19 protein-coding genes are annotated in these 23,381 nt (G+C 56.8%); 17 read left to right on the top strand and 2 right to left on the bottom strand.

Features of this window, described 5'->3' with window-relative positions; translation table 11 throughout:
• The 7 genes from dnaE to VN887_15865 all read left to right on the top strand — a co-directional run.
• Window positions 1-2,980 (top strand): DNA polymerase III subunit alpha (gene dnaE / locus VN887_15835; protein ID HXT41477.1); only part of this gene is annotated, 2,980 nt, incomplete at its 5' end.
• Window positions 2,981-2,995: 15 nt separating this feature from the next.
• Entirely contained in the window at window positions 2,996-3,832 is an 837-nt protein-coding gene (locus VN887_15840; GenBank protein ID HXT41478.1) for a GIY-YIG nuclease family protein, read from the top strand.
• Between the two features lie 407 nt (window positions 3,833-4,239).
• The gene (locus VN887_15845; protein ID HXT41479.1) at window positions 4,240-5,475 is read left to right on the top strand and encodes a hypothetical protein; all 1,236 of its coding nucleotides are present in this window, start codon (window positions 4,240-4,242) and stop codon (window positions 5,473-5,475) included.
• The gene (locus tag VN887_15850) at window positions 5,472-6,074 is read left to right on the top strand and encodes a hypothetical protein (protein ID HXT41480.1); all 603 of its coding nucleotides are present in this window, start codon (window positions 5,472-5,474) and stop codon (window positions 6,072-6,074) included. Before VN887_15845 ends, VN887_15850 begins: the two co-directional genes overlap by 4 nt.
• Window positions 6,067-8,778 carry a hypothetical protein gene (locus VN887_15855; protein HXT41481.1) on the top strand — a complete coding sequence of 904 codons (2,712 nt, stop codon included), beginning with the start codon at window positions 6,067-6,069 and terminating at the stop codon, window positions 8,776-8,778. The genes VN887_15850 and VN887_15855 overlap by 8 nt, the downstream gene beginning before the upstream one ends.
• The gene (locus tag VN887_15860) at window positions 8,775-9,635 is read left to right on the top strand and encodes a hypothetical protein (GenBank protein ID HXT41482.1); all 861 of its coding nucleotides are present in this window, start codon (window positions 8,775-8,777) and stop codon (window positions 9,633-9,635) included. Before VN887_15855 ends, VN887_15860 begins: the two co-directional genes overlap by 4 nt.
• A gap of 934 nt (window positions 9,636-10,569) precedes the next feature.
• The gene (locus VN887_15865; protein ID HXT41483.1) at window positions 10,570-11,400 is read left to right on the top strand and encodes a hypothetical protein; all 831 of its coding nucleotides are present in this window, start codon (window positions 10,570-10,572) and stop codon (window positions 11,398-11,400) included.
• Between the two features lies 1 nt (window position 11,401).
• Here VN887_15865 and VN887_15870 read toward each other — a convergent pair whose 3' ends face one another.
• Window positions 11,402-12,310, bottom strand: a complete 909-nt coding sequence (locus VN887_15870) for an AAA family ATPase (GenBank protein HXT41484.1) — start codon at window positions 12,308-12,310, stop codon at window positions 11,402-11,404.
• Window positions 12,311-12,442: 132 nt separating this feature from the next.
• On the opposite strand from VN887_15870, the gene VN887_15875 reads away from it, so the two are divergent.
• Genes VN887_15875 through VN887_15895 form a run of 5 tightly spaced genes read left to right on the top strand, consistent with a single transcriptional unit; the run spans window position 12,443 to window position 16,652 of the window.
• Complete coding sequence (locus tag VN887_15875) at window positions 12,443-12,802, top strand: hypothetical protein (GenBank protein ID HXT41485.1); 360 nt, start codon at window positions 12,443-12,445, stop codon at window positions 12,800-12,802.
• A 39-nt stretch (window positions 12,803-12,841) separates the two neighbouring features.
• Window positions 12,842-13,189 (top strand): hypothetical protein, encoded by a 348-nt coding sequence (locus VN887_15880; protein HXT41486.1) that lies wholly within the window; start codon window positions 12,842-12,844, stop codon window positions 13,187-13,189.
• A complete protein-coding gene (locus VN887_15885) occupies window positions 13,186-13,482 on the top strand; it encodes a hypothetical protein (protein HXT41487.1) in 297 nt (98 codons plus the stop codon). Before VN887_15880 ends, VN887_15885 begins: the two co-directional genes overlap by 4 nt.
• 3 nt (window positions 13,483-13,485) lie before the next feature.
• Entirely contained in the window at window positions 13,486-16,221 is a 2,736-nt protein-coding gene (locus tag VN887_15890; protein HXT41488.1) for a hypothetical protein, read from the top strand.
• Between the two features lie 5 nt (window positions 16,222-16,226).
• A complete protein-coding gene (locus VN887_15895; protein HXT41489.1) occupies window positions 16,227-16,652 on the top strand; it encodes a hypothetical protein in 426 nt (141 codons plus the stop codon).
• A 33-nt stretch (window positions 16,653-16,685) separates the two neighbouring features.
• Here the strand turns inward: VN887_15895 and VN887_15900 are convergent, their stop codons facing one another.
• Window positions 16,686-18,812, bottom strand: a complete 2,127-nt coding sequence (locus VN887_15900; protein HXT41490.1) for a DUF262 and DUF1524 domain-containing protein — start codon at window positions 18,810-18,812, stop codon at window positions 16,686-16,688.
• Between the two features lie 322 nt (window positions 18,813-19,134).
• Here VN887_15900 and VN887_15905 point away from each other — a divergent pair, with 322 nt between their 5' ends.
• The 5 genes from VN887_15905 to VN887_15925 all read left to right on the top strand — a co-directional run.
• Entirely contained in the window at window positions 19,135-19,935 is an 801-nt protein-coding gene (locus VN887_15905) for a hypothetical protein (protein HXT41491.1), read from the top strand.
• A 25-nt stretch (window positions 19,936-19,960) separates the two neighbouring features.
• The gene (locus tag VN887_15910) at window positions 19,961-21,028 is read left to right on the top strand and encodes a hypothetical protein (protein ID HXT41492.1); all 1,068 of its coding nucleotides are present in this window, start codon (window positions 19,961-19,963) and stop codon (window positions 21,026-21,028) included.
• A gap of 6 nt (window positions 21,029-21,034) precedes the next feature.
• Window positions 21,035-21,706, top strand: a complete 672-nt coding sequence (locus tag VN887_15915; protein ID HXT41493.1) for a hypothetical protein — start codon at window positions 21,035-21,037, stop codon at window positions 21,704-21,706.
• The gene (locus VN887_15920; GenBank protein ID HXT41494.1) at window positions 21,690-22,751 is read left to right on the top strand and encodes a TrbG/VirB9 family P-type conjugative transfer protein; all 1,062 of its coding nucleotides are present in this window, start codon (window positions 21,690-21,692) and stop codon (window positions 22,749-22,751) included. The genes VN887_15915 and VN887_15920 overlap by 17 nt, the downstream gene beginning before the upstream one ends.
• A partial coding sequence (locus VN887_15925) for a hypothetical protein (protein HXT41495.1) occupies window positions 22,748-23,381 on the top strand: 634 nt, incomplete at its 3' end. The genes VN887_15920 and VN887_15925, both read left to right, overlap by 4 nt.

A 23,381-nucleotide genomic window follows, 5' to 3' on the forward strand; every position in this document is an offset into this window, starting at 1 on the left:
GGCCGCAAAGCAACACGGGGTGAAACCAATCCTTGGCGCGGAGTTGCGCGTTGGCGACAACCCACTTCTGCTCTACGTCGAGTCAGCACACGGCTATCACAATCTCTGCCGTTTGCTGTCGCGCCATGCAGAGCGTAAGGCAACGGACGCTGACGAAGCATCTGTTGCAAACCAACAACGCCGTTCATTCCGGCGCGAGGAATTCAGCGGGTTGACGGAAGGATTGATTGCCGTCAGTGACGACACGCAGATTGCGGAGTTGTTTCCGCATCGCTTCTACCACCTTGCCGTGTCGCGCGACACGGCGAGCAACTTTCCTATCGTCGCTTGTCCTTCGATTCACTATGCCAGCCCCGATGACCGGCAGAAATACGACATCGTGCAAAGCATCCGCACGCTGACACTTTTGCGGCAGCAGCACCCGGAGAAGCGCGGCGCAGGCCGACTGCATTTCCGCTCTCTCGCTGAAATGGTGACTGCCTGCAAGGAACATTCCGATTGGTTGCGCCACACCCATGAGATAGCGGAGCGATGCAACTTCGATCTTCCTTTCGGCAAGCCACAGTTCCCGGCATTCGCACCGCCTGACGGTTCACGGCCAAGCGAATTTCTGCGGCGGCTCGTGCTGCAAGGTCTGCGCGAGCGTTATGGAACGCAGGCCGACAAGTTCCAGCCGCAAGTGATGGAAGAACTCGGCATCATCAACGAAGTAGGCTACGAGGAATACTTCCTCATCACCTGGAACTTCCTGCAAGAGTGTCGGCAGCGCGGCATTGAGTGGATCACGCGCGGTAGCGCGGCGGACAGTCTCGTTTGCTATTGCCTTGGCATTAGCAGCGTTTGCCCGATTCGCTTCGACCTCTATTTCCGGCGCTTCCTGAACAAGGAGCGCATGGCGTTGAACAAGCTACCGGACATTGACATTGATTTCGCCCACGACCTCAAAGACGAAGTGGTTAAACTCATCTTCGAGAAATACGGACGCGAGCATTGCGCGGTCGTGGGCGGCTTTTCAACGTTCCAAGCCCGGAGCGCGTTCGCGGAGGTCGCCAAAGTGCTTGGCGTGGCGGAACGCGAAGTCAGGAAATTCACCGACCATTTCCCGTGGAGTTTCGGCGGCGGCTGGATTCCCGACGAGCCGACGCCGAGCGGCGGCGCGGGTTTGATCGAAATGCTGCGAGCGAGTCCAGAGAATCGTGATTTGCCGCTCCACGAAGAACCGTATCGGACAGCTTTGCAAATGGCGGAGTTCCTCGATGGCGTTCCGCGTTATCCGAAAATGCACCCTTGTGGTGTTGTGCTCTCGCGCCAGCCGATGCACGAACTGACACCGACCTTCATCGCGAACAAGGGCTACGCCACAACCCACTTCGACATGGACGCGGTGGAAACGGTTGGTTTGGTGAAGATGGATATTCTTGCGCAAGGCGGCTTGGCCGCGATGCGCGACGTAAAAGCCATGCTTGCCGGACGCGGCATCGAAGTGGATTTGGAACGGTGCATCGCGCGCGATAAATCCGATGCGCGATTGTTGCTTGGCGATCCGCAAGCGCCTGAGCCGTGGCGAGACTCAGAAGTGTGGGAGATGATTGCCAGCGGCAACGGGCGAGCAGTTCATCACATCGAAAGCCCGGCGATGACAAGCCTTTCCCGCATGTGCAACGTGCATGAAATTGACGGCCTCATTGCCATCGTCAGCGTGATTCGCCCCGGCGCGGCCAACGAAGGCAAGAAGCTTGGCTTCACACGGCGTTATCAGGGACTCGAACCCGTCACGTATCCGCATCCGTCGTTAGAACCGTGTTTGCGCAGCACCTACGGGCTGGTGGTTTATGAGGAGCACATCCTCCAGTTGTGCGAAGCTTTCGCGGGTTTGCCACCAGGTCGCGCCGACGTGCTGCGCCGCGCGTTGAACAAACAGAAGCGCGCTGTCATCGAGGAGATTCACGGCGAATTTTTCACATCGGCTCGCTCACGCGGCCATTCACCGGACAAGACCGCCGAAGTTTGGGCGCTAGTCACCGGATTTGCGGGTTATGCTTTCTGCAAAGCGCACAGCACTGCCTACGGTGTTGAGGCATATCAATCGGCTTGGCTCAAACGGTATTTTCCCGCCGAGTTCATGTCCGCCGTGCTGACGAACGGCAAAGGCTTTTACCACCCGCTCGTCTATGTTCTCGAATGTCATCGGCTTGGTTTGAAACTCCTGCCGCCGTCAGTGAACGAACCCGGACCAAGCTTTGTGCCGCACGGCAATTTCATCCGCGTACCCGTGACGCGAGTGAAGGGACTCACCGCGCGCACCACTGACGCGATACGTGATGCTCGTGAGCGCGGACCATTCGAGTCGTTGGCGGTTTTTGTCCGCCGCGTCTCCCCGACACGGGAGGAATTGGAAGCGATGATCCGCGCAGGAGCATTTGACGAATTCGGAGAGACGCGCACCCGCCAGTTTTGGCAGGCACAACATCTTCTCAAAACATTTGGTGCAGGCAATCAACCGAATCAGGGCTGGCTCATCGCGCCACCTGGACTCGAACAGTTACCACAGCTTCCACTGAACGAGCCGACGCATCGCGAACGTCTGGAATGGGAAACCGACTTGTTCGGATTCGCCGTCAGCGGCCACCCGCTCGAATTGTTTGATGACGTGGCGTGGGACACGTATTGCTCGGTGAACCGTCTCGGCGAATTCGTCGGCGAAACCGTCACGACGTGCGGCCTCGTAGTTGAACAGCGCACGCATCATCAAATCACCGGTGAGGCGATGAAATTTCTCTCGCTCGCCGACCGGACAGGCATCGTCGAGACCGAACTCTTTGCAGACACCTACAAGAACTACGGCCTCGCCACCGTCCGCTATCCGGTCTTGGAAATCGAAGCGCGAGTTGAGCCGTTTGAGAACAAACGAGGATTCTCGTTGCGTGTATTGCGCGCGGGAAAGCCACGGTTGTTGCGCGAGAGCTGTGAAAGCGGTTAATCTCTCGCGAAGATTATGGTTGAACGAACTGAATACTACGTTTACGTCTATATCGACCCGAGGAATTACGAAGAGTTCTATTACGGTAAAGGCTGCGGAGGACGAAAGGATGTGCATTTAGACGCATCGGGCGAATCCGAGAAGGCAAAACGCATCCGAGCGATTCTTAGAGAAGGGGAAGAACCCATCATTCGGGTCATCGCCAAAGGTCTTAGCGAAAGGGAGGCGCTCCTAGTCGAAAGTGCGCTCATTTGGAAGCAAGGTCGTTATCTGACGAACCTCGCGCAAGGCCACTACTCGAAGCATTTCCGGCCAGCGCATCGGATGCACGTCAAATTGCCGGATTTCGATTTCTTTAATAGTATTTACTACGTCAACGTCTCCGAAGGACCACATCGCTCTTGGGAAGATTGCCGACGATTCGGATTCCTCGCGGCTGGCAACGGACGGAATTGGAGCGAACAACTTGACCGTTTGAATCCGGGTGATGTTGTCGTCTCCTATCTGACCAAGTGGGGCTACTCGGGTGTAGGCGTCGTCAACGCGCGAGCGGTTCGAGTAAGAAAGTTCCGCTTCCGAGGAAAACCAATTCATGCGTCTGAACTCAAAGAACCAAAACTTTTTGAAAATGCTGACGATCCAGAACTGGCTCAGTACCTTGTTGGAATCCGTTGGCGAAAGACTCTACCCCGCGCTGATGCACAATTTCGACGCAACGCGGGACTTTACACACCCCGTAGGGTAGTCGCATCTCTCGCAAATCAACCAAAGACAAGGAAATTTGTCGAAGATACGTTTGACGTGTCGCTTGATGTTCTTGCATCCGGCGCTGCCGTGACGAAAAAGCAGTAATGTAGCGCACTCAGATTCTCACCCGCCGTGACCAACGCGCGGTTTGCTTCGCTTCACGGGCTGGCCGTCGCCCCGTACCCCTCTCGACGCCGCCCGTTCCACTTCTCAAACCGCGCGCTCGTCACGAGCTTGGATGATGCAGGGCCGCAAGAGCGGCTGGCTTCCGTCTGCGGCTCGGCGGCGGGCGTTGCGCTCCGGCTGCGATTCGCTAGACGCTTCTCTCCGCTCCTCCGCTCCACTTTCCCCGCTCGCCGGCCGCAGACCGAAGCCAGAACGTCTGATTTGCTCTGTAAAAACAACCGGAACTTTCGCCACCACCGGTCGCACACGCGCGAAAGGGAAGGACTGTATTTGTCCCACCCACTTCGGTATCATTCTGGGCGCAAGTCTGAATAATCTGGAAATTCATGATCGTTCCGCCGAAAGAATTCTTTCAATTTTGCGCAAAGCATGTGGGGCTTCTGCGCGAACTGGAGCAGCGCGCCAACGGGACGGATTTGTCAGAGGCGGAAATCGCCAACATCGTCCAGAATCACGCACTCGAATCCGACGAACAGCCGACGTTCGTAACCAAGCAACTCAAGAACCTTCGCATTCTCGTTTCGACAGACCAGTCCGAGGGTTATTTCCTGATGGCAGAGCCAGTGCGGGCAATCCTTCGGTATTTGCTTGAGGAGGCAAAGCCAGCGTCATCTGAAACGGTTCAAAGCTACATCAACCGCCTTCAACAACTCGCACAGAAGCTGCAAGACGCCTTGTCAGCAGAGAACCCAACCCTGGCAGAATTGGCACTGGCCGACACGACCCACGCCTTGCGCCGTTTGCACGACGACGTTTCCGCGACTCATGTGAGCGTGCTTGCAGAAGTTGCCCGCTACAAAACGGACAAGCGGCCGGTATCGGTTCTGGAAAAATATCAACGCATCGTGTGGTGGATGCAGCAATACATCGCACCGATGCTTGAGGTGATTCGGGTGGACGGGCCGATGCAGGCGACATTTGCGGAAGTCGAAGCCGTGTTGGAGGCCGCGACCACGAACGCGCTCGTAATCTCCGTGGATGCAGTGGAAAGGAATCTTCGTCTTGTCCGAGTCACCCGGCGACACTCCTTGAATGTATTCGAGCAATCCGGGAAGGAAATCTCCCCGCTTTATCAGTCGTTGGCTCGTTCCAGCAATCTAGCCACAGGAGCGGCTTGGGCGCTTGACCGTCTTCGCCTTGGAACGATCGAGGAATGGATGCAAGTAGCGGTTGTCGGGGTTTTCGGTCTTCGCCAGCAAGAGGCGTTCAGTGACAAGGCGATCATTGGGGCAGTCGAAAGATATTTGAACAACCCTCCCGCACCGCCACCTACGGTCAGCCGCTCGCGCACCGCGGACAAACCTGCCGCGATGCAGCACCGTCAGTGGCTCAATACGCTACCGGACGAAATTGCCACTGAACTTCCGGTCGCCGATATGCTCGGCTGGCTGACGGCTCGTTATCCAAAGTTGGACACCGAACAACTTCTTACCGGTTTTTCCACCCTCTTTTTCCATGAGCGATTCCGAGCTGAATTCACCGGCCAGGCAATTCGCGATTACGAAACACCGAATCATTTGATTCGCGCGCATCCCGTGCGGTTGGAGGCAATTTCAAAATGAATTATCCGCCACATCTTCAAGAAATCTTCGAGAAGCTGAAGAACGGCTATCACATCTCGCCGGAGGACGACGTTCTTTACGCGGCTCTCAACAGCGAGCGTTATGAAGATTACGCCAGCTATTTTGCCGGCCTTGGAATCACCCTGCGAAAGCACGAGCACGATTTCTATTTTTTCGAGCCGGACGCCGAAGACAAGAACTCGCCGCGCCTTGCCAAGATGGCTGTTTTTTCATTCATCCTGATTGACCACATTGCGAATACGCGCGGTTTCGCGGTTGAACCGACGATTTTCGGCGAAACCTTTACTCTGAGAGGATTGCCGCACCTAACCACTTTGGACAGCTACCGCTCCCGGCTCGAACAAGTTAATGTCATGGACTACGCCGACTTGCGGGAAATCATCAATCGTCTTGAGAATGTTGGGTGGGCAAAATGGGTAGCCGACGATGAATTCAAATTCCTGCGCCCATTCCACCGGCTGTTGAGCAAGTGCCTTGAATTATCACAGCAGTCCGGTCAGAGCGCGGATGAAACCAGCCCGATACTCGGACAGGGACTGACCCAAGCGCGGGAAAGCGAGGGTGAATCCCATGCGTAACGGCCCGACCAGAATCATTCTGATCAACGCTGGAAAATACGACGAAGCCGAAGTGTCCCTTGATGGCGCGCTTCAGATTGTCGGCAGGAACAACGCCGGCAAATCCACGCTGATCAACACGCTGCAATTTCTTTACATTGATGATCGCTCGAAAATGTCGTTTGGCTCTTACACCCTCGACCAGACGCTGGATTACTACTTCATCAACGAACACAGCTATGTGCTGTTCGAGTGTCGGACGGTTCGCGGACAGGTTGTGATCGGCTGGCGGGGAGCAAGCAAAGCTTCCGGCGCTGACCCGGAGCGTTTCTTTTATCTTGGGCCTTATCGCCGCGAGGACTTTTTCGATGAACGCGACCGCGTTCGGAAACCAAGTGAAATTAACACCCTGCTCGTTGACCGGGATTACCAATCACTGAAGAAACCGGCGGAACATCGGGCAATTCTCCTGTCAAGCGCAGCACAGCGCAACACGGGTCTGGGCATTGTTGCTCTGAAGGACGGAGAACGCTTCTCCGATTTCCGTGATACGCTCAAGAATCTCCTGAACCTCGCCAACATCACGCAGGATCAAATGCGCGAACGCCTGCTGATGTTGGCCGGGTTACCCACGTACTATGTCGCAATTGATGCGCGCCGAATCTTGGGAGACGATTATGAACAATTGCGGCGCGAGCGCGATGAACTCAGCCTTTTCAAGTCCCACCAAATGGACGTTCAATCCATTATCCAATTGTTCAACGAGCGACAGGTGCTTTGGGGGCAACTCAACTACCGCTGGCAGGATTTGAAGGCACGAAAGAAGAAGTTTGATGAAGGCCACTCGACGCGAGCCGCGACTTTGACCAACAAAATCACCGCTACCCGCAAAGCTGCCGACGAAGCGAAGCAGGCTGTAGAGGCGAAGCAGAAGGAAAAGGAACTTCTTCTCCAGGAGAAATCTCCAATCGAACTTCAACTCAAAACCCTGGAGGCGAACAAGAAGACCTACGCAGGATTTGCCGAGTCGTTCGAGCAAGTAAATCTTGATAATCTGGAACGACGGTTGAGTGAACTTCTGAACCGGCAGCAGGAAGCCTCAACCGAAACGGCGGGATCGGTTAAGGGACAACTTCAAACCGCAGAGAACGAAGTTGAGGCAACGGCCAAATCCATCGAGCACTTTAGCCGATTGGTGGTCACTTCCCTGCGGGAGCATTTTTCCGACGACGAGATTTCGCGACTCTTTCGTATCCTGAGTCAAGACCTGCTAGGGTTGGCGGTTGGTCGGACTGGCATCACGCTCTCGAATTCCAAGGAGGTTGTCGCGAGACTGCGCCAACTGGTTTCCCGGATCACGGATGGTGTTTATCAAGACGACTCAATGACGGCGCGGCTTGGGCCGGCAAGTGATGTTCTTTCCAAGTTCCAAAACGTCGAAGCACTGGAAAAAGAACTGGTGCGGCGGAAAAAGAATGTTGCCCGGCTCACGGCTTTGCTGGAAGCGGTGACTCGTCAGGCCGAAGTCGCGAAGAGCATTGCAGAACTGAAGCAGCAGAAGCAGCAGCAGGCGGACAAGCTGGCAGCCTACAAACAATTCCAAAAGGACTTGGCGGGCGAAATGCAGTGGCGGGAGAACGTCAAAAACCTTGAGCGGGCCATTAATGCCGCCACAAAGACACTCGCCGACTTGGATGCAGCGCGGGAAGGCCACCGTGACCAACTTGCAAAGCTGGACATTGAGCGGAGAGCCGCCGATTCGGAATACCAGGCAGTCTTGAAGCGTTACGACCAGTGCCACGACCGAATTGCCTTGTTCAATGCTGGTCCGCGCGCCGACGCGGAAATTCCTGAAGACTTCGACAGTGCCGTCTCGTTTTATCTGCGAGAACACTCAAAGGCTTCGGACATGTCTCGTGACTTGGAAGTCGCATTCGTCAAACTCGGCGTCTTTGCCGACCGCTACAGGGGAAAGGACGAGGCGGAATCCATTCGGAACTTGGAGCAGGAACTCGATGCTTTGTCCAAACGTGAAGAAGCGTTGCAACTTCGCTGGAACAGCCAGATTCACGCCTTGAAAGGGCGATTCCAAGAGGTATTGAACGACCTCAAGTTGATCGAGAGTGCAAAAGACAAACTGAATCGCGAACTTACTCATGTTCACGTCTCCGACCTCAAATCGGTAAAACTCACCATTGAAAGGCAGTCCGACGAGATTTCCTTGATCGAACGGCTGGCCAACATTGGCGAATTGAACCTGATGGACGATACAACGCCACTCGACAAAGTGTTCGAGCGGGTACGGGCCAAAATGGGACGAAATCCTGTAACGCGAATCGCTGACCTGTTCGTCCTTGGAGTCCACGTCACCAGAGCCGATAACACAGTGAAGAAATACCCGGACTTCCACCAGGTGGAGTCGGACGGAACGACCATCACTATCAAGGTCCTTTTCAATCTTCTCGTCCTGAAAAGTCTTCTTCACAAAGAGGACGTGGCGATTCCCTTCTTCTTGGATGAAATACAAGACCTCGACCCGGCCAATCAACGCGCGGTCATTCAGACAGCCAAGAAGCTCGGCTTCATCGCCATAACCGCCGCACCAAGCGCCATCGGCGAGGTGGACGCCTGCTATTTTCTTGAGCCAAACAAGCAGGGCCGCGTCGTCCTCACAGAGGATCAGCGTCTCACCATGAAAGCTAAACCCCAATCCCACGAAGCATGAAGACCGGGGTTCAGCCAAAACATCGCGGCCTGTGCCTCCGTCTGTTCCGAGACGGAATGTTGCCCAAATCCGTGTGCGGCCAAGCGCTCATTCGCGCGCTCGCCCCGTTGTTCGATACGGGCGTCGTTCGATGGAGCAAGGTGGGTGGGGGACAAAGACTGACGGTCATGAATCAGGTTGGATACGAACGTTGGCTTTTTCAGCACTTTCCTGACGTGGATATTCCTGATTCTGATTCGAGTCAGGTCAAAGGCGTAGCGCACTTCCGCAATGCCAAAGCTCTACCCAGCAATTTGCCGGAAATTGTCTGCCTGCGAAGCACCCGCGACGGAGTATTGATGCGCGACGGCGCGGTTGTCGAAACGACCCGAGCGACCAAAGACAATGGCGTGTTTGCATTCACACTGACCGACCGCACTCAGTTCGCTTTGCGGGGCATATGCGCGTTGATTGAAAACCTCGCAGTCTTTCACTCGTTTGAGAAATTGGGCCTTGAACCTAACCTCGCAATCTGGACAGGCGGCGTGAGTTCAAATCGGTTCATCGACTGGCTGGCCTCCAGCGTTTCAAGCGGTTTGCGTGTGTTGCATCTGCCGGATTACGACCCCGTGGGTTTGAGCGAATTTCTCCGGCAGCACGAACGGCTCGGCGAAGCCGTCACTCTTTTCCTCGCAGACGACTTGCCAAGCCTTTTTCGTCGGCACTGCAATACTTCGTTACTCGCGGACGAGAAGAACCAACGGACGCTCATGCAACTCCGCAAAGCTCAACATCCCGCCGTTCAACAAGTCGTGTCTTTGATAGACGAGTTCAACGGTGGTTTAGAACACGAAGCCATCTTCATAAAGCGTAAGTGACAGCAATCGTTTGACACGCCGTGACCAACGCGCGGTTTGCTTCGCTCCACGGGCTGCCCGTCGCCCCGTCCCCCTCTCGACGTCGCCCGCTCCGCTTCTCAAACCGCGCGCTCGTCACGAGCTTGCATGGTGCAGGGCCGCATGAGCGGCGGGCTTCCGTCTGTGGTCCTGCGGCGGGCGCTGCGCTCCGGCTGCGATTCGCTAAACGCTCCTCTCCGCTCTCCGCTCCACTTACCCCGCTCGCCGACCGAAGACCGAAGCCGCTAGTCCCAGCGCCGACTGAAGAGAGGAAGCTCTCGATGAACGATTAGGGAATCTCCGGTTTTCCATTCAGGGATTGTAAAATTAGGAGCCATTCGGCTGGTCGTCGGTACGGCGCGATGAAAGCAGGGCTGATTGTATGGCGTCGTCGGGCGCGTCAAGGATACTACGGGTCGGCTCGCTTAGACGCTCGCGCTTCCGTTCCTCCTCTGACTCGCCCGCCGCCGCCGGGAGTTTTGCCTTTAGGTTTTCATCGCGGGAATCTGTCGCAACATGACTTTGGGATAGCAGCAATGAGGGACAGTGCCGATTGGCTTCCTTGGGCGGAAGCTGTTGCCGACCTGTGCAAATCCTGCTAACCGTATCCCCTGCAATTGAAATTGCACTGTATGACTTAACGACCAAATAAAACATTTCGCGTCGCAACGGCTCGGTCCCACGAGAAAACCGCGAACTTTCACTGGACGAGAGAGCCGCCGAAGCACGCGCCCCATCGGGCGCGGCTTGGCGTGCTTCTCTCATTGGGGCTTCGCGGTCCCTCTCGTGGGGGTGCGTTGAGTTCGCGCCCCTACTGTTATTCGAGTGGGTGAAAACCTGAATTGTCATTTCTCCCGCATCGGGTATTAAATGAAACTCGACGGTGGGGGAGCCGTCCGCAGACAGCATTCGCATTGTGCGAACAACGATCCAAAGACACTTTTATCGCACCGGGCTGATTCGTGAGGAAATCCCCTTACGGAATGGCCGCAGAAATGGTGTCGCCCGCACCTGGCACAAGAACGGACTGCTTGCGTCTGAAGAACCTTACCAGCATGGAGTGCCTCACGGCATTTGCCGCCAATGGGATGAGGCGGGCCGCTTGCTCGGCAAATACAAAATGGTTCGCGGCACCGGTGTACAGCGGGCGTGGCACGACAACGGGCAACTCCAAATGGAAGTGTCCACGGTGCGCGGCGAATTCAGCGGACGAAACCGAATCTGGCTGCGTGATGGAACATTGCTCTCGGAACGCTTCTACGTTCACGGTCGAATTGTCACCCCGAAGGAATATCGCGAGGCAGCGGCAAGAGACAAAACGCTGCCGAAACTCAGGGGCAAGCCGGCGAAGCTGCCACCGAAGAACGGGGCGATGGAGAAACACATTTACCGGGTTTTCGTGTCGTCGCTTTTGGAGAAGCAGCATCGTCGAGAGGCGCGGACATGGTTGAAGAATGGAGGGGGCAAGTTCGCGCATTCGCTTGGGCGTTTCAAACGAGAGCGTGACGCCGCGACATTCGTGGAACAGCTATACCACGCTGGCGCCGCCAAAGTGATCGCGCCCGACATCTACGACACCAAGACTGGCGACCAGTTTGCGGATTGCGTGCTCGTTCATCTCCCCAGGAACGCGACGAAGCGGAAAGCAATCCGCCAGATTTGCGCGCAATTGCGGCGGCGCAAACTAGGCGCGATGCAGCCGGACAAGGACATCGGCGAAGCGTATCTGTACCTCTACCTCGGTTGAATCAGAGGACGACGAGGCAATCCCGCGTTTCGTCCATCGCGAGAACTCCACACGCCTGCCGCGCATCGAGCAGACATTCGCTGACCGCATCACCCACCAACTTCTCGACAGCATCGCGCATGGGACGAGCGCCTAGCTTCGGGTGAAATCCCTTTCGCACAAGGAACGGCAACACCGTGTTATCGAGTTCCAGCTTATGGCTGCGACCGGCCAGGAATTCGATTTCACGAGACAGAAATTTCTCCGCAATCTCCAATTGGTGTTCGTAGCTCAGGCGATGAAACACGAGCTTCTCATTCACCCGCGCGAAAATTTCCGGGCGTAGAGTTTGTTGTGCGCGCGTGAGGACGTGGCGCTCCAATGTTGCGTCGTTGGAATGTTGGAGGCTCATCAACTCGGCCGAGCCAATGTTTGACGTGAGCCAGATGTAGAACCCGCTGAAATCGAGTGTCTGGCCCGTCGCGACCGTGATGCGCGCGGCGTCGAGCAGTTGCAACATGATGTCGAGCACGCGCGGATGCGCCTTCTCCGCTTCATCAAAAAGAAGCGAGCCTTCCGACGCGCGTTCCCGCACGCCGCCCAGATAGCCGACTTCGCCAAGTCGCGCACCGAGCAACAAACCGAGCGCCTCCTGATTTTGAAATTCGCTCATGTCGAATCGGAACAATTTGCCCGCGCCGAACACCTGCGTTGTCGTCACGACGACCGTTTCTGTTTTTCCAACGCCGGTTGGTCCGAGCAGCAGAAAACTTCCGCGCGGGCGCGCTGGTTTCGTTAGTCCGAGTTCGCCGCGCCGCACGGCGGAGACGATTCGTGGCAGCGCGTGGGACTGGCCGCGGATTTCGCGTGGCAGCAGTGAGTCTAGTTCGTGGAGTTTGGTGAGCTTCGTCGGGTCTGTGGTTTTGTTCATCCCTGATTTCTAGCAGGGACTGGGCGTGCATGTTGTGTAGGACATACACCAACGAGCTGCGCGCTTGTGAGATTGTCATCGCGTGATCGGCGGAAAAGCCGCTGAGACGAAAAAACAATAACACAAACGCGTATGAAGTTAATCAAACACATCAGTCCTAAAGTTCGCTCGCGGCTTCCCTCAATCCTTTATGTTGCCGCGATTTTCTCCCTCAACACTCTGTCGGCGTTCGCGCAAGGCACGGGCTTCAACTCCACCGACCTCAAGACCGGCATCAGCAACAGCCTCGCCGTCATCATGATGTTCGGGTTCGTGCTCGGCATCTCCTGTGTCATCTACGGAGGCTTCGCCATCCGTCGCGGCGACGTGGATCAGGGCAAGATGTCCATCATCGGCGGCGCGATCATCGCGGCTGCCCCGGCAGTCATCTTTGCGTTCTACAAAATCTTCGGCATTGACGCGAACAGCAGCGTCGGCGTCGGCAACTTTTGATCTCGCCCGACAACCCGCCACCCGTCGCCCCGAGCTGCCATGAAAACAAATCTCCGCCTCACCGACACCAACGCCGCTTCCGACTCCAAAGGCCGGACATGGGGTTTGGAGGGGGGTCTTTTCTGGTGGCTCGTTGGCGGCGTCGGAGTGGGCATCACGGTGTTCTTTGTCGCCTTGGTCATGTTGAAGTCGTCATTCCTGACCTCCTTCGTCGTCGCGGCGCTACCTGTGGCGCTCTGTCTTGCTTACATCTTTGGGCTGCGGCAGGGGAAGCCGCCCGGTTACGACCGGGATTGCTTCGAGCACTGGCTGTCGAGTGGCGGTTTCGCCCCGGAAGTCCAGAACACGCGAACATTCCGTCACCCTCTTTCTGAGGAACTACCATGAATCCCAGCGAAGCCAACAATAGGGAAGCCAAGCGCCAGGCCTTGCTGGGACAGCTCCACGCTGCCGAAGCCGCGTTGCGCGCAAACCTGGACGTGGACTGCGCTGACGTGACCGCACGCGTACACATGCAGCGGGCGCTCGCGCACATTCAGGAGGCCACGGTTGCCGTGCATGGAGTTGGCCGCGCTCGGACCGTGTGGCAACTCGTGGATGACCTCACAAAACTCAAACGCGACTCAGATGACCTCCAACAAGAGTCACCGTGTCGTTCCGCAATAAAATTACGCCACTGATTTATGCCCGAACGCGCCCCCAATGGTTTCTTTGTTCGCGGGATGATGGTGTTCAACCATCTCCGTCGCGGTGGTTACGTCTCGAAAGGTTTCATCTTTGAAGCGCCCGATCTCACGAACAGCCCGGCTGCCGACCTCAACGATTTTCAAGACCAACTCTGTCTCTTGCTCGCGTCGCTCCACGAGCATCAGCGGCTGCAAGTACAGTACTTCTGCGATTCCGATTACAAGGGGGAGTTGCTGCGCTATCAGCAGGAGACGGAGACATTTTCCAACGTCTGGACCAAGCGCGCGCGCAACGAACGGTTCTCGCGCTACTGGCAGGCGATGTCGGAGCGAAAACTCCGCCGTCAGCGCGTCATATTCTACATCTCTCGCTCGCTGGAGAATCTGCCGAAGGCGTTCCAGACCGTCGCCGCACGTCGCGACTATTACAACACACTGCTCGACCAACTCGAAACGGAGTTCGAGCACATTCACCGGCTGTTGCTGGAAATCTTCGGTTCGGGCGGTGCGCGCATCTTGCCCATGTCGGACCTCGACCATTTCAGGCACTACAAGCGGTTTCTCAATCCGTCACTCAACGACCGCTTCGACTTCGACCCCGCAGACGGTTTCGCGCCAGAGCTTTCGATTCAGGAGAACTGCTGGCACAGCGAAGGCAGCGGCCAGTCGGATTTCGGTTTCTTCCTCGATGGCCATTACCACTCGTTGATTGTCCTGACCCGCTGGCCGCGCACGACGTATCCGGGCATCATCCAGCGCCTCACGAATCTTCGCCTCCTGGACTACACCATCACGGTCAACGTAGACCCGCTCCCCATTTCGCAGGAAATCAACAAGGAGGAAAAAGAACATGACCGCGTGGCCGGCGACTACGCCAGCGAGAAGAAAATTTCCCTCCTCACCGTGATGGAGAAGAAGCAGAAGAAAATTCACGCGCTCATGCAGGGCCAGACGATCCCATTTCATGCGATGCTCGCGATTCGCGTTTGGGACAAGACACGCGACGGCCTGAACGCGAAAGCGGGAGCAATCAAGAACGCGATCAACTCGATGAACGCGGCGCAGTACTTCGAGAGCAACCTACCGACCACATCAAAAAATTTGTTTTTCCAGACTTGGCCCGGCTGGACGTGGGGACGCTACGAGCACCGGAAACTTTACGCAGAGCATCGCTTTCTCGCGGACATGCTCCCTGTCACGAGCACCTTCACCGGACACCTGGCCGGCGCTGAGGCGATTTACGACGGCCCGCAGGACAACCTCGTGGGCATCGAAACTTTCTCCGGGTCGGCCGACAACAAAACACCGCAGCACGCCGTGTTGCTCGGAATGTCCGGCGCGGGAAAATCCGTAACTGTCTGCGACCTGCTCACACAGACGGAAGGATATTTTGCCTACACCGTCATCATCGAGGAAGGACTTTCCTACGGCATCTACACCGCGACGGTCGAGGAAGGGGCGCGACCCATCATCATTCACCCGGACGGCGATCTCACCATCAACTACCTCGACACGAAAGGGCTCCCGTTGACCCCCGACCATTTGTCGGCGGCGACCGCACTCGTGGCGCGAATGATCGGCACGAGCGTGCAGGAAGACAAACAGATGCTCCGGCAGGCGCAAATCGCCAAATACATCAATCTGCTTTACGAGGATGCGTTCCAAGATTGGCAGAAGAAACGCCATGACCAATTGCTCGGCATCGCTCGGCACGCGCTGGCGCTTCAACAATTCCGCGCCGAACGGATGCCGCCCGGCGCAACGAGCTTGGAAACCTTCGCCGACTTCCGCGACTGGAAAACCAGCCACCCGGACGAAGCCGAGAGTTACCAGAACCAATTCGATGAGGCTTCCACGCTGCGGTTTCTCAAAGACCCCAAGACCAGCAAGGAGGTCCGCAATCTCGCCTTCGCTCATTTCGCGTCCGATGAATTCCCAACGCACCGGATGCTGCAAGAGTTGATGATGCTCGATCCGATGGGCGCGGAGCGCGATCAAATCATGGAGATCGCGACGCTCATCCTGCCGTGGTGTCGCGACGGCAATTACGGCTGCCTGTTCGACGGCACGAGTAATCTCTCGCTCACCGGCAAGGTTGCTCACTTCGAGTTGGGCTACATCCCGGAGTCAGCGAAGGAGTTGAAAGCGGCAGCGGGTTTCCTCATCACCAATCACGCCCGCAAGCACATCATGACGTTGCCGCGCGCGCTTCGGAAACGGAACGTGTACGAAGAAGTCGCCCGCTTCCTCGACATCCCAGGTGGCCAGGAAATCGTTCAGGAGTCCTACGCCCAGCTTCGCAAGTTCAATTGCTGGAACATTTCCATTGTGCAGCAGTATGCGCGGTTCAAGCAGTCGCGCATTCGCTCGGCCGTGTTCGGGAATTCACGGCAGTTCTTCATCATGCGCCAGAACGACCGCACGGACTTGGAGGACATGGGCAAGGACATCGCACTGCCAGAGGTCACGCAGCACGCCATAATGAACTACCCGCTGCCCGACCATCAGACGGGCCAGAAGTATTCGCCGTTCACATATCTCCATACCGACTCGGCGCGAAATCTCTGTGGTACGGTTCACAACGTTGCGTCGCCAGAAATGCTCTACTGCTCCAGTTCGAGCGGCGAGCATTTCGACCGCCGCGCCCGTGAGCTTCGCCAAAGTTCGAGCGTCGTCGAGGGCATCATCCTTCACGCCAATCGCCGGACAGAAAAGGAATCCAACACTCATTAACACTTATGAAAAACACGATCAAATTACTCACGTTCAAAACACTGCTCTGCGTTCTCGTGCTCGGCCTGTTCGCCGGTTGCGCAGCGACGCGCCCGATTGCCGACACCGCGTTCGGCGCGGGCGGCGCTTACCTTGGCCACGAGCTTTCCAATGGTGATCCGCTCGCCACCGCCGCTGGCGCGGCGGGCGGAGTCATTTTGAGCGAAGGACTCCACTACGCGGCCAAGAAGCAGTCCGACAAGGCTTACGCGGCGGGCTACGACAAAGGCAAGAGCGATGCCGTGAAGCAGCAGTATTGGCTTTACGTGTCCATGCAGAAGCAGCGTAACCAGGTCGGCAGTGTCCGCCTTTATCCCGTGCAATTGCCTGAACAGCGCATTGACGGGGTAACGTTCCAACCATCAACAAAATTCCTCCGCATCGAGGAGTAAGGAATGGAAGTTCGGCGGAACATCCTGGTCGAACTACTCTGCAACTTTCTCGTAAGCCTGCCGTACCACATGGACAGCGGGAGCGATATGCGACGTGTCTTCCAAGCTGAATAGGACACCACCAGTCTCCGACGCATGAGTGATAAAGGCGTATTCGGTTGCGTCGAACGCTCGCTGTGTCGGGTCATCGCATTCCTCGAAATCCAGATTCAAAATGAGTGACACACGCCGCTTCCTTGGAATGACCTCGACGAAGAAATCGTAAACGCGATATGTGACGCTTTTTGCTCCACACAATTCAATGACATCTTCGCCCAGAGCGAGAATCTGCGGGCGCAGCAGATCGAACAGAGCTTTGGATTCGGAGTCGAACTCCAACTTATCTAGGCTGAATTTGGCAGCCTGTACTTTTCGTTCTTCCAGCTCTGTGGCTTTGACGGCAGCCATATCCGCTACCAGTGCCGGCCAGATGCCAACACCCTTCGCGGCCAATTCCTTCCCCCGTGTTTCCATCTCTGTCTCGGTCCAAGCATTCTGGTCGCGGACGTACTTGTTCAACCTGAGCGGGCTGAAATTGAAGCCGACCTGCTTTCCGTCCTTATCCACTAGCGTTTTCTTCTTGTCCAACGGCAGGTCGCTGTATTCAGAGTTGTAGCCCGTGAGCGTAATGTTGCCGAGACGGTGCAGCCAGACCTCCTGCACGGTTTTCCAATTCGCGCCAAGCATGGTTTGCCACTCCGCACACAACTCCTCGTTCTGCGGCATGATGTGTTCAATGGTGAAACTCGACGTTTCGATTTTCTCTTTGCTGTCATTTTCCAATCGGTCGAGCAGGTAGTGGCAGTGTCGCATGTCGTAAACGTCGCGCGTTTCGAGACCCTCGCGAAATTCCGCGTCTGTGGGGAAGCGCCGTTTCTTACCCTGGCGATGCAGCCCAACCTTCAAACTAAGGAGTGGGGCATCGTCTTTAATGCGATAGGCCAGCGAAGAAAAAATTTGTCCGAGGCTGCGCGTCTGCATGTCGCAGACCGAGCGCCTAAATACATAACTTTCGAGCAGTTCCACCGCCTCCACGAATTCGGCAAGCGACAAAGTCTTCGCGCGATCAAAGCAATCGTAAAGCCTCAGCACGACGGGCGAGGCAACTTCGACGAGCAATCGCAGACGACGGAACGCTTCTTTTAGCTTGGCGTCCGATTCCTGACCGAGACTGAATGCAACGTAGTAATTTCCGAATCGCTTCAGGTTCGCAAGGATGTCCTCGATGGGATTATTGCCACCGACACCGTGAAAATAGTTTCGGAACTGTTGGTAAATCTCATCGGCCTTCAACTGCTTGCTCGGCTTGAGTTGCAAGGTGAGATAATCACGCACGAACTTGTCGAAGTCCGTCCGGTAGCGTGAGCCAAAAGCCGTCTCAATCGGCTGCCAGTACTCCTGGTAAAGCTGCGTCTGCAACTGTTCTTCCTGTCGCATCAGGACGAAGTTGCGAATCAAATCCGCTTGCGTGAGGTCGAGGCCCGTGGAGTTCAAGCTCTCGAAAATCATCTGCGGGTCGTCTTGCCCGCGTGTCAGGCATACATCCACGGCCACTAGCTTTTTGATGCCGCGATATATCAGGTCGAGATCGGCGTCGGCCAATTGCTCCTCAAAGAACTCAAAATTTTCGCGGATGCGTTCAGACACGCCGTTGCCTTGCTCCTTTCCGTCCAGCATTGCGACCAATGTTTCTTGGTCGGAGCGGCGCAAGTGGAGTTTGTGCCGGCGGTCGCCTTTTCCATGTGTGTTGCACAAGTAGTAATCTTCCAATTCAAGGCGCGTCGGGAGGCCATCCTCGTTGGCGGCTTGTTGGGCGTTCGCGTCGCCGCCGGGCATACGGTTTCGCAAGGCGGTCAGCAGCAGTGTCAAAGTTGTCAGGCGTTGCTGGCCGTCGATGAGAAGCCAGCGCGTAATCTTGGCGGAGGTTTCTTCGGCTGCGATGTAAACCACTGAGCCGACGAAGTGCGCTTTGGCGTTCTCGTTCGAGCCGACGCGCACGATGTCTTTCCACAATTGGAGACAATGTTTCGTGCCCCAACTGTAATCGCGCTGAAAGACAGGCACGATGAATTGCTTCGGTCCTTCGAGCAATTCGGTTAGACGAACATCTTCTGCTTTCATCGTGGGTCGGTTTGTTGCCGACTATGCTTCCTTCGCCGGCAGACGCGACAACGAGAGTATTGCAGACAGCAGAAATTGCAAAGGCGGGAGTTGTGGAGAAAACCTCTTTCCACGACTCACCGATCTACCCGGCGAGACACGTTCATCGGTCCGAGGTTTGATTCAAGTCCGCCGCGCCGTCCATTCCTCGTCCATCCACAAGGACTTCGTTGCATGTTGTGTAGCTGATACACCGCTGCTTCTCCGCTTCGTGGTAAATCCTTTTCCGTAATCAGCGGCGTGTCGCCGTTGAAACGAAAAACAACATTACGAAAGGCACACCATGAAGAAATTCATCGCACTCACCCTCGTGACACTCGGCGTCGCGGTTTCCGCGCGCGCGCAGTGGATTGTCTATGACCCGACCATGAACATGCAACAGATCATGGCTCAGGCGCAGAACATCGCCAAATACGTCGAGATGGTGAACAACCAGGTGCAGCAAATTCAAAAGCTCACCGACCAACTCAACGAGTTCAAACACTACGAAGACCTGTTCGGCGATCCGAAGGCGGTCCTGCTCTCGACGGTTCAGCCGCTCGTCAACGATCTGCGGAAAACGGAGCTTGGCCAGACGCTGACGACGCTCGAAACAGCCGTCAACGCAGGTGAAGCCATGCTCTACAACGCGAGCGGCCTGTTTCACAGCATCGGCACGACGTTCAGCACTCCCAATGGAACAACGGTGACGCGCCTGCAAGCGCCGTATCTGCCCGTCGCCGCCGTGCAGAAGACGACGGACAACTACCTGTCCGTCTCAACCGACGCGACCGCACGGCGCATCGCGTTGAAAACCGAAATCGCCGCGACCACCGAAGCGCTCAAGGCTGCGAAGACGGACGCGGAAGTTCAAAAGCTGACGGGTGTTCTCATCGGCCTTTCATCCGCGCTTAACAACACCGACTACGAAATCAATCAGGCCACGGCGTCCGCGCTTGTGCAGGACGTTGCCAACCGCAACGACGCCCAACGCCAGGTCGAAGCGAAGAAGGAACAGCAGCACGCCGAGTTCACCGAGGCGTTGCAGAAATACGGGCAGACGTTCCGCCTGATGAACGCGCCCACGGCGTTCCCAATCCAGTAACCGCAACCTCAAATCGTCCCGACGTATGGCCACATTCGAGAACCTCTTTCCGACGTTCCTGCAAAAGTGCGCCGAACTGCACGAATTGCTGCGCATCGTAGCGTTCATGCTGTTCATCGTCGGGACGATTCTTTTCGTCCTACACGGGTTCTCCGGGAAGACGCTCATGCTGCACATGATGCGCTTGTTCGTGCTCACTGCCTTGCTCGTGATGCTGCCGCAGTGGGGCAATCATGCCCAATCGTTGGTGCAGACTTCCATCCTCGACGGCTTGGGTGTTGATCCAAGCCATGTGCAGGACCAGTACAACCAACTCCTAGTGGTCCGGCGTGACACGAGCACCGGCCATTCGTGGTGGGACATTCTCGGCGACCTGAGTGGATTCACCGTTGAGGTTCTCATCTCCGGCATCCTCTGGCTGGTCGGGGAGTTTGCGTCGCTGCTCGTGTTTTGGGCCTACATCATCCAGAAGTTTATTCTGTTCACTGGTTACGCGCTGTCGCCGCTCCTCATCGGATTCATGGCGATTCGTCCTCTGCGCTCCATCGGCAATCGCTACCTCATGCACCTGGTTGGAGTTCTTCTCTGGCCGCTCGGTTGGGCTGTTGCCGCGCTCATCACGCAGGGAATTCTCGATTTCATGACTGACCCTTCGTTCCGATTTATTGACCCAACTGCCACCCTGTATTCGCTGCAAGCCACCGTTGGCGTCGTTGTGGTCGCGTTTTGGATTGTGTTCAGCACGATTGCCGCGCCGCTTGTCATTCAGAAGGTTCTCGCCACCGGCGAACTCGCTGGCGGCCAACTTATCGCTGGAGCTTTCAGCAGCTTTTTCCAAACCGCCGCTACGACGGCGGGCGCTGCCGCCGTTGCCGCTCCCATCGGCGTTCCGGCCGTGACCGCTGGAGCGGCGGGCATGGCTGCAATCTTGAGCACGCTCTCAACCGCAGCCGGACACGGCAGCGCCGGCGCAATCATCATCGCTGGTTCAGGTCTGCCACCGCGCTCCGCTCGCGGGCGACCGGGCGACGACATCACCGGCGACAAAGCCGTCCGTGAACTCATCTCCAAGGGCAAAGGCAACTATTACTGACGTTTTATGGAAACCACCGAAATCAATCCTCGCCAAACACTAACCGGCAACGGTTTTCCCACCGCCCGACTTGCTCGAAAGCGCTTCGACCCGACGCAACTGTTCGCACAACGAGACCGCCTGCCGTGGTTCTGGTTTTTCGTGGCCGTCGCCGTGTCGGTCCTCGCCGCGTTGGACCGCTACCACATTATTGAGCAATTCAAGCAGCGCGAGCGCGTCGTCATCATTGACCCGGCGCAGACCTACTACATCAGCCCGCTACTTCAGTTTTCGGAGGCGAAGGATTTGCACGCGCAGCAGGCGGAACTCGCCGCCATCACCTTCCTCGAACGCAACCCGAAGGATTTCGACCACCCGGATTTGTTGAGGCAAATGTTTCTCAAATCTGCGCTGCAAAAGGCTCAGGACCACCGAACGCGCGAGGCAGTTGAGTTTCGAGCGAAGCAGCTTCATCAGAAACCGGAGATTGCGAAAATTGACATTCTCGCGACGCGCGAAAATGAAGTGCTCGTCGCCGTCTCTGGTCAGGTTATCCGCACCGGGATCTTCCAGGAAAAGGTGTTCACCGAAGCCTTCAACTTCAAACTGAGTCTCCGTTTGCTCCGCAACCCAAACATGGCCGCCAACGGTCGTTTTCCTACCGCTGTCGGCGACTTCAAATATGAAATCAGCAATTAGCCTTCTCTTACTGACAGCAACCGTCGCGCTTGCCGATTCACCGGAAGCCATTCAGCGTGTCACGCTCGACGAACGCGCGGTCGTCACCGTGCCTGTGGCGACCAACCGCGTCACGACCATCAGTTTCCCCGGCACGATCACTGCGATTGATGCCGTGGGAGTGACGGCTGACGGAAAGACGCCGGGGCAATTCCAACTCGCGCACACAAAGGGTTCATCCTTCGTGTCCGTTCGGGCGCTCGCGCGCAAGGCGGCAACGAACCTCAACATCCGGTGGAACAAGCGCACTTACGTTTTCGAGCTGGTCGAAAGCGATACGCCGGTGCTCGCGCTCAATCTCGAAGATCGCACGACGACTGAAACGGTTCAACCCGCCCCACTCGTCACGCCGACACGGTTGCTGGCCTTGCTGGACAAGGCGAAGGCGTTTCCACTTTTGAAGAAGCAACAGCCCGACGCCGTGGCCGGCGCGGAGGCCAGGACGTTTGGGGACAAGCCGCAAGTCAGCGACTTCAACGACTACGAGATTCGCGTCGAGGAGGTGTTTCGTTTCAATGGGGACGACACGCTCGTTTTCCACGTCACATTGCGGAACAAGTCCGCCGCAGAGATTCGCTACTTGCCGGCGAGCTTCTGTGTGCGTGTCGGCGACCGGCTATACTACCAGTCCATCAGCGACGCCCCTGGCGTGCTCCCGGTCAACGCGGCCAGCACGGTCTATTTCGCCATCACCGGCACGCCGGACGGCGGACGCAACGAGCTTTCGCTCAAGAATGATTTCACCGTTCTGGTTACTCGGCTCAAATCGCAGCCACCACCGGCGACGATCAGCACAAACTCACCGCCGACAAGTTCCACCACAACAGAAACCACCCCACCACTATCACCGTCGCCGTCGCCACCCAACGTAATGACCCCCGAACGTGAAGCCCTTGCACGCCAGGCTCTACGTCGCGCGATTGCAGAGTCGCAGAACGCGACCGGACGGTCGGGTCTCACGCCCTCAAATGCGCCCAGCGCCAAACAAACTCCTATCAACCCATGAAACCGCGCGACTTCCTCAATTTCTTCAAGACCCGGACCGGCAAGCTGGTTTTGTTCGTCATCATCTTTGGCGGGGGCTTGATGCTTTTCAGCGCGCTGCGTGATCGGTCTCGTTCGCGCGGCGACATGGACATCCGCGTTTCGCGCTCGCAGACCAACGCGACGGACAAACCGCAGGTGGTGCAGACCGTCGAGCGACCGATGCAACCGTTCCATCCGCCGCCACCGAAACCAGAGCCGCTGCCTCCACCACCGAAAACCAACGAGCCACCGAAACTTGCAGTTGAGAAGCCGAAGCAAGAACCGCCACCCGCCGCGCTCGCGCCGATCAGCCTCTTTGCCGACTCCGCCGCCGGGGTCGTCGAACCGAAGGGGTTGGGTTCTGTCTATGCTCCCTTCGGACGGCTGATCTCTTGCGAGACAGTTATCACGGTGGACTCGGCCTCGATTCAGACGCCCATCGTCGGCCTTGTCACCGAGAACGTGTACCACGCGGGCAAGTTGGTGATTCCCGCTGGCACGGAGGTCCACGGCACGGCGCAGACGGACCGTCACCGTGAGCGCATCGCCAGCGGCGGCGTTTGGACGCTCGTGTGGCAGACCGGAGAGGAGCTTCACCTAAGCGCCGTCG

The organism is Candidatus Angelobacter sp., assembly GCA_035607015.1.
In the GTDB taxonomy this organism is placed as follows: domain Bacteria; phylum Verrucomicrobiota; class Verrucomicrobiia; order Limisphaerales; family AV2; genus AV2.